This is a genomic window from Caballeronia sp. M23-90, from assembly GCF_053574605.1.
On record NZ_JBSIPA010000035.1, the window covers coordinates 14,819 to 27,296 of the forward strand.

Consider the following 12,478-nt stretch of genomic DNA (forward strand, 5'->3'; position numbering starts at 1 on the left):
CTCAACCGCCCGGCAGCAGGCTGCGCGGCGGTTCGGGACCACGGTGAAAACGGAGAATAAGTAATATAATCAACAGGAAATTGCTGGTTCACGGTCTCGCGGGAAGCAATTCCCGGCAAGACGCGCAACACAGGTTTCATACAATCGGCACATTGTTCATGAGGGGCCTGTTTAATCCATGGGGAGTTCTCCCGGCGCTTACAACGACCGCGACGCGTATGAGAATAGCGACGACGAGGCGTTGATATCAGTGACCATCGCGGAAAATCCAGTCGCGACGGGCCACGGGATCAAGCCGCCACGCAATGCTTCGCCCTCCTCTGTAGCGTGGATTGCCCCCGGACAAACCGTCGAAATAGGCGATATCTCCATCTCCGGCGGCATGTTCTATCTCGGCGATGTGCACCGCTCGACGCCCCGGTCAATCGAAGCGTGTGTGATCGACCCGCGCGCCGATGTGGCCGACATGGGCGCGAATCAGATCGCGGCGCTCGGTTCCAAGGAATTGAGTTACGGCACGCTGACGGCCGAGCAGCGGCGGACCTATCTGGAATGGCTCTGCTCGGACCGCAAGAAATCCGACATCCATACCGGCTACCTGTTTTTCTATCTATACGGTCTTGAACGACGGGTGCTCGTGGATGGCGCGGCAGGAAAGGTCGGCGAAACCGAATTCGCCGATATTGCGCGCGAACTGCGCCGTCTGTTGAACATCGATGCAAATTATTCGTGGCAAAAGCATCTGCGCAATCTGCTTGAATCGGTCGGGCTGATGTCATCGCGCAACGGAAAGATGTACAACAAACCCGCACCGCGCGGCATGGCAATCGGCTATCAGGTTCCCATGGACGTGCGCGTCGCGTTCGCACAAGCCGCCGTCGATAAACACCCTGTCCCCGCCGGCTGGGCGCTCGCCTGGGCGAAGATGGACCCGTTGCTCGTGCGCCGTGCGGCCGTGACGCGTTGCCCCGAAGAGTTCGACAAGGTGTTCGTTCGCAAGTACGCCGAGCGTTTTAAGAATGGCATGCTGCTTTCGGTGAATCGCACGACGCTTGAAGTCCGGCCCGATCCTGCGTTCAGCGCGCTCAGGAACTTGCCGGTGCCGGGGTTCCTTGTCGGATTGCCGGATATCGGCGCGATCAACGGGCCGCGCGGCCGGCTGCAATCGCTGATGAACGAATCGGCGAGTGCGCTCGACTCATATAGCCGCTATCTGGGCAGGTTTCCGGGCGCGGCGGGAACGCTCGATGCGACGCTGATGTTGCCCATCGAATTGTGGCCGGACGCCATGCAGCACGCGCTCGATGCGCTCGCCGACGAAGTCCGGCATGGGCCAATCGGCGTGTCGACTTTCGGCGAACTTCTTGGGCGATTCAAATTCACGGGGAACGTGACGCGCGACAAGATGACTGCGTTTTGCACGGTGCTGTCAAAGGCGGGTATTGCGATCGAGCCCGATGTCAGGCTCGGCGCCCGCACGCCGAAACCGGGTGATGCGCTGGCGCTGTTTGCCACGACGGCCGGGGCCGACGTTTTGCTTGCCGATGACGCGTACTCAGTCGCAACCGTCATGATCGATCTCGCCGCAGCCGTGGCCGTGGCCGACGGCACCGCGTCAGATGCCGGAATTTCGGCGATCGATAATCGGATCGGCACGTGGCCGGAGGCATCGGAAGAACTTAAGCTGCGGTTGAAAGCGCGAAGCCGTGTGCAGCTTGCGCAGCGTGCCGCGATTGCAGGATTCAGGAAGCGGCTGGAGCCGTTGGCCGCGAACCTTCGAAACGATCTTGCGGCATTGCTCGTGCAAGTGGCCAACGCGGATGACGTTGTATCGCGGGAAAAAGTGAAGGCGCTGGAGAAGGTGTACCGGATGATGGGTATCGATACACAGCGTCTTTACAGCGCCCTGCATCAGGACGCGGGCACTGCGAAACCTGCAGCGAGCTTTACGCTCGACCCCGCGCGGATCGCGGCGTTGAAGCACGAAACGGCAAGGGTATCGGCGATTCTCGCTGACGTATTCGTGGAAGAGCAGCACGCCCCGGTGGCTTCGAAAGCAGCCGAGCCGGAGCAACCGCCGCTTATCGGACTCGACGATGCCCACTCGACCTTCCTGCGCCTGCTCGTCACGCGTGTCTCGTGGACGCGGGCCGAGCTGGAGGACGCGGCATCGAAGCTCGACCTGATGCTCGATGGCGCTATGGAACAGGTCAACGAGGCGTCGCTCGATCACTGGGACGAGCCGCTGACAGACGGGGATGACCCGGTAGAAATCAATCAGGAATTAGCTCAAAGGCTGGCTGCATGACAACGATTCGCCCAAGGGACCGTGACGCGGTCCTGCAATCCCTTCGCGCCGGCGTGGTGCCGCGCATTGGGCAACATCTGATCCAGGTCGGCCGGGCGAGGGAACTCGACGCGCTGATGAAGGACATCGACCGCGTGGCCGATGGCGGCTCGAGTTTTCGTATCGTCGTGGGCGAGTATGGCGCGGGTAAGACGTTCTTCCTGAACCTCGTGCGCGCGATCGCGCTGGAAAAGAAACTCGTGACCGTGCATGCCGACCTGAATCCGGACCGCCGGCTGCATGCGTCTGGCGGCCAGGCACGTTCGCTCTACGCGGAGCTGGTCAAGAACATGTCCACACGCACGAAGCCCGAAGGCGGCGCGCTGGCGGGTGTGGTGGAGAAGTTCATCGGACAGGCGAAGACTGAAGCGAAGGCCTCGGGCAGGACCAGCGAAGAAGTGATCCGCGCCCAGTTGAGCCAGTTGACCGAGATGGTCAACGGCTACGATTTCTCGGATGTGATCGCAGCGTATTGCCGTGGCTTCGAAGATGGCAACGAACAACTCAAGAGCGACGCGGTCCGCTGGCTGCGCGGCGAATTTTCTACACGCACCGACGCTCGCGCGGCGCTCGGTGTTCGCACTATCGTCGACGATGCAACCATCTACGACCAGTTGAAGCTGCTCGGCCGTTTCGTGCGCATGGCAGGGTATAGCGGCCTGATGGTCTGTCTCGACGAACTCGTGAACCTGTACAAGCTGTCCAACGTGTCGGCGCGCAATTCGAACTACGAACAGATACTGCGCATCCTGAACGACTCGCTGCAGGGCTCGGCTGTTGGTCTCGGTTTCGTGCTGGGCGGCACGCCCGAATTTCTGCTCGATACCAAACGCGGCCTCTACAGTTATCCCGCACTGCAATCGCGTCTTGCCGAGAACGCGTTTGCGACTAATGGTCTGGTCGATTACAGCGGACCTGTCATCAGGCTCGCAAGCCTCACGCCGGAAGACTTCTACGTGCTGCTCGACAAGATCCGGATGGTGTATGCCTTCGGGGACGCCAGCAAGGCGCTCGTGCCCGAAGAAGCGATCCCGGCATTCATGAAGCACTGCGCGGCGCGTCTTGGCGAGGCCTATTTCCGTACACCGCGAACCACGATCACGGCGTTTATCAATTTCCTCGCCGTCCTCGAGCAGAATCCAGGGCGCGACTGGCGCGATCTGATCGATGCGTTGACCATCGAGCGCGACGACGGTGGCAGCACGTCCAACGTTCCCGCTTCACCCACCGACGGTGACGATGAACTCGCCAGCTTCCGGCTCGACTGATTCCCGAAGTTTCGACCTGCTCGACGAACGCATCCGCCGATGGATCTGGCAGGAGGGCTGGACCGAGTTGCGCGACGCGCAGGAGCGCTCGGTTCCTGCGCTGATCGACGCGGATCGCGATGTGATCATTGCCGCAGCGACAGCCGCCGGTAAAACAGAAGCGGCGTTCTTCCCGATCCTTTCGAACCTGCTGCGCGATGAACCCGTCGCGTCCAGCGTGCTGTACATCAGCCCGCTGAAGGCATTGATCAACGATCAGTGGTCGCGGCTAGAGGGTTTGTGCGAGACGCTGGAGATTCCCGTAGTCGGGTGGCATGGCGATGTATCGGCGAGCCGTAAGCAGCGCTTTTTGAAGAAGCCATCGGGCATTTTGCTCATCACGCCCGAATCGCTCGAGGCCATGTTCGTCACGCGCGGATCTTCGCTTGCCAACACTTTCGGTTCCCTCCGATACATCGTCGTGGATGAGCTGCATGCGTTCATTGGCTCCGAGCGTGGCATGCAACTGCAGTCGCTGCTCAAACGCGTGGATCGCGTATGCGGCCGATTCGTGCCGCGCGTGGGATTATCGGCGACGCTCGGCGACATGCAGCTTGCCGCGCAATTTCTGAGGCCGAAGGCGGAGAAGCCGGTTGAGATCATCGAGTCGAAAGGGAGTTCGCGGGAGATACGGCTCATCATCAAGGGCTTCGTGCAGACGCCGGCGCGTGTTGACGCGCAACCCGATATCCGCAGTCCGCAACTCGAAGACGCCGTGCCTGGCAGCACGCTTGAAATCGCGAACCAGATGTACCTCGCGCTGCGTGGTGCAAACAACCTCGTGTTCCCGAACAGCCGGCGGCAGGTCGAGCTTTATGCCGACCTGTTGCGCCGCGCATGCGAACGCGACGGTCATCCGAACGAGTTCTGGCCGCACCACGGCAGTCTTTCGAAGGAGCTGCGCGAAGACGCCGAAAACGCGCTGCGTTCGGGCGACCGGCCAGCGACGGCGGTGTGTACATCGACGCTTGAACTTGGTATCGACATTGGCGCGGTGAAAAGTGTCGCGCAAGTGGGGCCGCCGCCATCGGTGGCTGCGCTCATGCAGCGATTAGGACGCTCGGGACGCCGCAAAGACGAGCCGGCGATCCTGCGCAGCTACTGCGTGGAAGCCGAACTTCACGCGCATTCTGGTTTCTCCGATCGCATCCGTGAAGGGCTCGTCCAGTCGATAGCCGGCGTTTTCCTGCTGCAGAAAAAATGGGTCGAACCGCCGAGGGCGCGTGGTCTGCATGCATCGACTTTTGTGCAGCAAGTGATGTCCGTGATCGCGGAACGCGGCGGCGCGACGGCGACAGGGTTGTGGGAGACGCTGGTCGAAAACGGTCCCTTCGACATGATCGATAAACCCACGTTCGCCGCCATCCTGCGCAGCCTCGGCAAAGCCGACCTGATCGTGCAGGAGAAAAGCGGCTTGCTGCTGCATGGCGTGCGCGGCGAGAAGCTCGTCAATCACTACGAATTCTATGCATCGTTTTCCAGCGATGACGAATTTCGTATCGTGGCCGGCAGCAAGCAGCTTGGATCCTTGCCCGTCGCGCGTCCTTTGATCCCGGGGCAGGGCATCATCTTCGGCGGTCAGCGCTGGCGTGTGCTGGAAGTCGATCCTGAGCGCAAGACGGTGTTTGTATCGGCGGATCGTGGCGGCGCGCCGCCTGTCTTCGATGGCACCAGCGCGATGGTCCACGACGAAGTTCGCCGCGAGATGAAGCGCGTTCTGGCGGATGACCAGCCGGTGGTTTTCATCGATACAAAAGCGGCGAAGCTTCTTGAAGAAGGGCGCAAGTACTTTGCCGCCGCCGATCTGGCAAACAAGTCGATATTTGGCGAAGGCAATCACGTCATGCTTGCGACGTGGGCGGGTGATTGGGTGAACGACGCGCTGGTCGTGCTGCTGCGCGCTGAAAATCTCGATGCCTGGAACCAGGGGGCGGTTGTGAGCATCACCGGGTCGAAGTTCGAGACGGTGATGAGCGTGCTGCAGAAGATCGGTACGCGCACGGCTTCGGATTTGACGCGCGCGTTGAGCGTGATCCAGAACGTCGAGAACGAAAAGTGGGACTGGGCCCTTCCCGACGATGTCAAACGCGCGGCTTTTGCTTCGTTGAGACTGGATATGCAGGGCGGGGTCGAGATGGCCCGGCGATTGGTGGCGGAGAATCAGGGGCGGTTGTGAGAATTGGTCCGATTGAGAGATCCGCTCACATCCATTCCTCGACGTTTCGCCAAGCCTCGCCGCGTGACGAAACCAACGTTCCCTAGGAAAATTGCCCCTTGTCCTGTCGATGTGTGCGTCCAACGTGACGCGGTGAAGGGTCAATGCATTTCCCCGGTTCGCTGAAACCGTGCCGTCTCTGCGAGGCCCCACCTCAATGAGGCAAGCCGGTCTTCAGTTCTTCTTGCACGAGGAAATCGGCCGCGATTTTGTTGTAGCCCGAGGGCATCGCATCGTCTACGTCTCCAACGTTGTGAACCGCGGCAAAATAGACTACGCCGTTGTATTCGGCATATGCTTGTTGGTTGCTTGTGAGCAGATAACGATAGCCGCCCAAAGTCTGGACTGTGCCGCCGTAGTACGCCTGAGTCTGTTCCAGCGTAGTGAACACCTTGACCCTGCTCGCGGTGTTGAAGGACACGTGAGAAACCAACACCTTGGCGGTCTGGCGATAGGTCTGCGCGCCAGCGGGCATCGGGGTCGTGTCACTGCCGAGCAAGACAGTCAGGCCGTTGCCTCCTGCCTCGTCCCGTCCTGCTACATAACTGACACGTTGTCCCGCTACATCCTCTGCAGTCAGCGTGATTTCGTAAAGCGGCGCCGATATGCCATTCGGCCCCCACTGATAGCCCTGTGGCAGTTGCTGGAAGATGCGGGCACCGCCGAGTCCACTTGATTCGGGACCGGACGATATGAATAGGCCCTCGGCCGTGAGATAGAGTCCTTGATTATTCGCGACATACGGGCCGAGGATGGCTGTAGGAGTCGTACTGAAGTTCGTGTTTGCGTCTGCAGTCACGTAAATGCGTACCTGCCCGGTAGCTGTCGGATAAAACGCATCTGCATAGTTTGCGGCGAACTGATAATAGCCCGCACCGGTGCCATCCAGAAATATGCCATCAAAGAAGCTCGGGTTTGCGGCCGCTGTGTCCGCTGCAGAAGTATCCGGAGAACCGGATGGCGTCAGGGCCGTGTTCGAGGTGGAGGAAGGGTTGTCACTGTTGCCACCGCCGCAGGCAGTCAACATGGCAACGAGCGCCAAGGCTGTCGCTATTGTAGCCTTGCGCGAAACATTATATTTTGGATACCTTAAGTTTAACATGTTGCTATTCCTTTATTGAATACGCCCTTCGGGGCAGTGGGTGTGGTGTAGTTGTGATACGTGCCGGGTTGTTAGAACTGCGCTGTAGCCTGCACCCCGACCGTCACGCGCGAGGTCGGAAATCCGCTGGGCTTATAGACTGGTGTTCCGACGAACAGGTCATAAGAAAGTCCAACAAAGCGCGACGGCAGACCGCCTCGAATGCCGATCACCGCACCTGCTAGTTGAGTCCCTGCGAGAAATGCCGTATTTGGTCCGAACACGCGCCCGTAGTCGATGCCTGCGTATAACGTCTGTCCCGTCTGCAAAACTGGCCACTGCAGTTCGTTGCGCCAGTAAAACCCTCGCTCCGCGGCGAGCATCGTTTCACCGTCGAAGCCACGCACGGTGTATCGGCTGCCGATGGTCAGATCGTCCAGATAGAGCAACGTGTCGTTGGTGAACTGCGCGTGTAGCGTCGTAATGTAGCGGAATGTTTGTTTGGCAACGGCGAACGGCACGAAAAGATTCGCATCGAGCACGGCCATGTGAAAGCGGTATGTCGGACCGTTGGGCAGCGGATCATCTGTCGCGCCTAGTCCACCGATGCCCTGACGGTACGCGAGGGTTCCGTCGAACTGCGAGGCTCCGAAGTAATGACGGTCTGTGAGGCCAGCTTCTATGAACGTGTTGTTGCGCCGCTGTTGCGGTATGTCGGTGTCGTCGATGAAGCTTTCGCCAAAGCGTTTGATTAGCTGAAACTCCAAGCCAAACACATCGCTCTGGCCGCGGCTCAGCACGCGCGCCAGTCGGAGCACGGCGGTCTGCGAATTGCCGCTCGTTACGAACGTCTGGTTGACGCCCGCGATCTGCTGGTAGTAGGTGTTCGTGTTTCCAGAAAGCGTCGCTAGCCAGTATCCCCATGGAACGGAGTACGAACCATTAAAGCCGTGCGAACCGAGCGACTTGTTGCCGAACGACAGGTCCTGATTTGCGCCTACCGTGAAGACGTCGTTCAGGCCGAGCGGGTTATCGATGCCGAGGCTCATGTTGCCTTGCCATTTGCCGGTCGCGTCGGTGCCCGAGTTATCGATGGATGCAACGAAGCTCCATGGCTTCGAACGCTTGACGGTCACGACGACGTCGCTTTCGCCGGGATTGCCGGTCGGCTCGATCTTCATGTCCACGTCCTGCGATGCGACGCGCTTCATTTGCTCGAGACCTTGTTCGAGGTCGCGCAAGTTCAACAGATCGCCGTCACGGGCGGGGAACGCGGATTTGACGGTACCGCGTGTGTCGGGGTCGGCGAAACGGAGCTGGCGCACGAGGCCGGGAACTAGCGCGAAGGCGAGCGTGCGTTTCGAGAGGTCCTGCTCGGGCACCAGGAGCCGTGTGGTTACGTAGCCACGCGAAAGGATCGTCTGCTGCAACGCCTTCGTCAGGATGTCGATACCGGTTTTGCCAATGCATTGGCCCTCGTAGTGGTCGAGCCACTCGCGATCGAAGGCGAAGGGGTCCAGTGGTAGAGCCGAGGCTCCCTTGGTGTGGAGGGCGTCGGGCAGCGTTGCGGGTACATCGAGCGTGAACGTGTCGATGCGGAAGCACGGTTCTTCTTTTGGAAGAGGCGGAAATTCTTCGAACGTCGGAAGAGTCGAGCGTACCGCGGGCGCTTGCACGGTTGCCTCGCGCTGCTGTGCGTCCCGTTGCTGCTGAATTTGCTGGTTCTGTTCGGCGTTAGCGCGGGCGGCGGCGGCTTCGTCGGCGGGCGTGGGCGCGTGCTGCGCGTTCGACGCGAGCGATACAAAGGCCGTGAGCGGCAATGCTGCCAGTCTTTTTCGAATTTTCATCTTGTGAGTAGTCAGGTGCTCGGGAGAAACAGTTGTGTGGTGTTGCCGTGTTTGTTCATAAGAGGCTTATTACCCGATTTTTTTCGCGAGACCGACGAACACATTCCGAAACGCTTCCCAAAATCAACATCGTGCTGAGGCCTGGAACGAGGCTCGCATAATTTGCACCGCGAAAACCTGCGCAAGGCTGGGTTGCTGTCAGTGCTCCTCTGTCGAACAGGAGCTTTGACATGTCTTCAACGCTCTTATCTCTTTAGCTAGTTGATAACTGATTCCGCAAAAAAATATCAAGAACAATGGCATACCGACCAGTAGAATCTTCCAGTCCGATCCATTCATAACAGAAACGGCCAAAGTGAAGCCCATCGTGGCTCCAAGAGACAGATAGGCCTTTAAAAATCGCTTTGCAATTAGTCGCTTTTCATCTCGCATCATTTTTTGGATTCTGGTTATTTTGAATATAGTTTTGCAGTGGACCTGCCATCCCCTGAATTAGCTGGTTATCGTGCCGTCGGGATTCACACCCGCGCCAAGCGTGCCCGTCGATGCAACGCTACCCGCATGAACCGTCGTATTCTGCTGCGCGGCGAGCACGCCGCTATTCGTGAGCGCACCCGATGTGGTCGCCGAGACATTCTGCTGCGCGTAAGTCGTACCACTGTTCTCGATGCCATCGCGTGCCGACAGCGCCATATTGCCGCTCGCGTTGGTCTGTCCGGCAAGGACGAGCTTGCCCTGTGTCGTGAGTATCAGATCGCCGGCCTGTGCGGCGAGCACGCCTTTAGTTGATACCCCTACACCATTTTCAGTCCCAACTAAAACAATACGATTGCTGTACATTCCACCCAGATTACTCACGTCAATAGACACGCCGGGGGTGGGCCCTTCGCCGGCGATCGGCGTTGCATTGAGCGTGCCATGGTTGACGCTGTTCGCGCCTGTGACGACGTTCAAATTCTTCGCATAGATTGCCGCGTTCGCCTGCACAGCACGTGCAATCAGATCCACCTGATCGATATCCGCCGCGTTCAGTCCCGCACCTTGCACGCTGATGTTGCCGTGCGTGACGTTAAAGCCCGAGAGCGAGCCGTCGGGTGCGAAGTTCGGTGTACCGGTCGTGAGGATTGCGCGCGACGTGTTGATGAAGCCGCCACCGTTCACGCTGATGCCCGAGCCATTCGCGATCACCACTTCGGCACGTTGCCCGGCGACCTCAAGACGCCCATTGATCTGGCTCGCCGCGCTGCTGTTCACCTGATTGACAATGACGCGCGCAGACTGACCGGGACCGAAGTTCGGATTGCCGTTGATCATGCCCGCCTGCTGCGTCTGCACGATGGTCGGCGAGTTGTTCAGGATGGCGCCGTTCTTCTGAACATCGAACTGGCCGTAGGTATTCATCGAAACACCGGCGCCTGATGGCCGGTTGATGTTGACCTGCGGTAATCCGTTTTGCGTGGCGATGACGCCAGGCGCGTTAGCACCGCCGGGAACGATTTGCGCGCTCGACCACGAGGGGAGCACGCCAAGTAACACAAGAGCAGCAAACGCGATCTGTCGCAGCGTGAAATTCGCACTATGTGATTCCCCGCTGCGTACCGAACTCTGTCCCACTTCCTTACCCGTGGCCGTGGCGGTTTCCTCAACCGCAACGAGCATGTTCCTCAGTCGGCTGAATATAAGCCGATAATTATTCTTGTTCATCCGGTCTGTTTGTATTGCTAATCTTTGTCGACCGACAAAATACCGCTAGATGAACTGAATAGGTCAAAACCGACAATCAGCCGGAGCCGAAAACAACGGATTCAATTAAATCGGATTTCTCTTATTGAGGATTCGCTCGCGAGTTGCCTCTACCGCCCGTACGGATACGGGCGCTCGGAATCACCGCTACTTGCGCAACAACCGCAACCCGTTACCAACCACCAGCAAGCTCGCGCCGACATCGGCGAAAACGGCCATCCACATCGTTCCCAAACCGATGAGCGTCAGCGTCAGGAACACCGCCTTGATCGCCAGCGCCAGCACGATGTTCTGAATCAGGATGACGTGCGTCGCCTTTGACAAACGCACGAAAGCCGGAATCTTGCGGAGGTCGTCGTCCATGAGCGCGACGTCCGCGGTCTCAATGGCTGTGTCGGTTCCCATGGCGCCCATCGCAAAGCCGATGTTCGCGCGTGCAAGCGCCGGGGCGTCGTTGATGCCGTCGCCCACCATCCCGACGACCGACCCATCGGCGCCGAGATCGACGATCGCCTTGAGTTTGTCTTCGGGAAGCTGATTGCCGCGTGCTTCATCGATACCGACTTGCTGCGCGATCGTCTTCGCTGAGTGCGGATTGTCGCCCGTCAGCATGGCGGTACGAATGCCGAGGCTATGCAGATCATCGATTGCTTCGCGGCTCGTGTCCTTGACCGTATCGGCGACGGCGTAGAGCGCCAGCACCTCGCGTTCGTTGCTCAACGCAACAACGGTCTTGCCTTCGCGCTCGAGTGCTTCGAGGCGCAGTTCAAGAGAAGGCGAGCACAAGCCGGATTCCTCCACCATCCGATGATTGCCGAGCGAATACGAGCGGCCTTCGATCACCCCGCGCACGCCGCGTCCGGCAATGGCCTCGAATTCATCGACCATGTGAAGCTCGACTAGATCCTCTTGCGCCGATCGCGCGATCGATTGCGACACCGGATGATCCGATCTTGCGGCAAGGCTTGCGGCGATCCGGCGGTTCTCTGCGGAACCCTCTCCGTTGATAAGTTCGGCATCGGTTTGTACGGGCTTGCCGTGCGTGATGGTGCCGGTCTTGTCGAGCGCGAGCCACGCGAGCTTGCGGCCTTCTTCCAGATACACGCCGCCCTTGACCAGGATGCCTTTGCGCGCCGCCGCGGCAAGGCCGCTCACGATCGTCACCGGAGTCGAAATGACGAGCGCGCAGGGGCACGCGATCACGAGCAGGACGAGTGCCTTATAGATCCAGTCGTGCCAGCTTCCGCCCGCGAGAAGCGGCGGGAGGATCGCCACAGCGAGTGCGATTGCGAACACGATCGGGGTATAGACCCGAGCGAACTGGTCGACAAACCTTTGCGTCGGCGCCTTTGCGCCTTGCGCTTCTTCGACCACATGAATGATGCGCGCGAGCGTCGTGTTGCCGGCGACGGCCGTCACCGCGAACTCGAGCGATCCTGCCTCGTTGATGGTGCCGGCGAAGACCGCATCGCCCTCGGCTTTATCGACGGGAAGGCTTTCGCCGGTGATCGGCGCCTGATTGACCGTCGAACGGCCGGCAAGCACGGTGCCATCCAGACCGATACGCTCGCCGGGTTTGATGCGAACCACCGATCCGACAGATACTGTCTTTGCATCGATATCGGCCCACGTGCCGTCCGCCTGACGCACGGTCGCCGTTTCAGGCGTGAGTTGCATGAGTCCTTGAATGGCGTTGCGCGCGCGATCGAGCGATTTCGCTTCGATGAGCTCGGCAACCGTAAAGAGGACCATGACCATGGCCGCTTCGGGCCATTGCCTGAGAACCAGCGCGCCGGTCACGGCAATGCTCATCAGCGCGTTGATATTGAGGTTGCCGTTGGAAAGCGCAACCCAGCCCTTCTTGTAGGTGGTCACACCGCAGGCGAGCACGGCGATGATCGCCAGCGCCGCCGACAGCCACGTCGAGGCGCCAAGCCA

6 protein-coding genes and 1 pseudogene are annotated in these 12,478 nt (G+C 59.6%); 3 read left to right on the forward strand and 4 right to left on the reverse strand.

The genetic code is table 11. The annotated features are described in order from the left end of the window. Positions 1-178: 178 nt before the first annotated feature. The 3 genes from ACRXB1_RS06185 to ACRXB1_RS06195 are packed head-to-tail and all read left to right on the forward strand — an operon-like array spanning position 179 to position 5,830. On the forward strand, positions 179-2,308 hold the full coding sequence (locus tag ACRXB1_RS06185) for a tellurite resistance TerB family protein (RefSeq protein ID WP_449491463.1): 2,130 nt from the start codon (positions 179-181) through the stop codon (positions 2,306-2,308). Continuing rightward, complete coding sequence (locus tag ACRXB1_RS06190) at positions 2,305-3,615, forward strand: ATP-binding protein (protein WP_174363523.1); 1,311 nt, start codon at positions 2,305-2,307, stop codon at positions 3,613-3,615. The genes ACRXB1_RS06185 and ACRXB1_RS06190 overlap by 4 nt, the downstream gene beginning before the upstream one ends. Then, a complete protein-coding gene (locus ACRXB1_RS06195; protein WP_449491464.1) occupies positions 3,587-5,830 on the forward strand; it encodes a DEAD/DEAH box helicase in 2,244 nt (747 codons plus the stop codon). Before ACRXB1_RS06190 ends, ACRXB1_RS06195 begins: the two co-directional genes overlap by 29 nt. Before the next feature lie 193 nt (positions 5,831-6,023). On the opposite strand, the gene ACRXB1_RS06200 is transcribed toward ACRXB1_RS06195, so the two are convergent. From ACRXB1_RS06200 to ACRXB1_RS06215, 4 genes and pseudogenes are all read right to left on the reverse strand, one after another. Then, positions 6,024-6,911 (reverse strand): hypothetical protein, encoded by an 888-nt coding sequence (locus tag ACRXB1_RS06200; protein WP_449491465.1) that lies wholly within the window; start codon positions 6,909-6,911, stop codon positions 6,024-6,026. A gap of 131 nt (positions 6,912-7,042) precedes the next feature. Then, the gene (locus ACRXB1_RS06205) at positions 7,043-8,797 is read right to left on the reverse strand and encodes a ShlB/FhaC/HecB family hemolysin secretion/activation protein (RefSeq protein WP_449491466.1); all 1,755 of its coding nucleotides are present in this window, start codon (positions 8,795-8,797) and stop codon (positions 7,043-7,045) included. A 498-nt stretch (positions 8,798-9,295) separates the two neighbouring features. Next, positions 9,296-10,501: pseudogene (locus tag ACRXB1_RS06210) on the reverse strand (two-partner secretion domain-containing protein); the annotation flags it as partial. 186 nt (positions 10,502-10,687) lie between these two features. Further along, a partial coding sequence (locus ACRXB1_RS06215) for a heavy metal translocating P-type ATPase (protein WP_449491467.1) occupies positions 10,688-12,478 on the reverse strand: 1,791 nt, incomplete at its 5' end.

Bases quoted from the DNA above. Each gene is read 5' to 3' on its own strand.
- ACRXB1_RS06190 (WP_174363523.1), top strand. From the start codon at position 2,305: ATGACAACGATTCGCCCAAGGGACCGTGACGCGGTCCTGCAATCCCTT.
- ACRXB1_RS06205 (WP_449491466.1), bottom strand. From the start codon at position 8,797: ATGAAAATTCGAAAAAGACTGGCAGCATTGCCGCTCACGGCCTTTGTA.
- ACRXB1_RS06195 (WP_449491464.1), top strand. From the start codon at position 3,587: ATGAACTCGCCAGCTTCCGGCTCGACTGATTCCCGAAGTTTCGACCTG.
- ACRXB1_RS06185 (WP_449491463.1), top strand. From the start codon at position 179: ATGGGGAGTTCTCCCGGCGCTTACAACGACCGCGACGCGTATGAGAAT.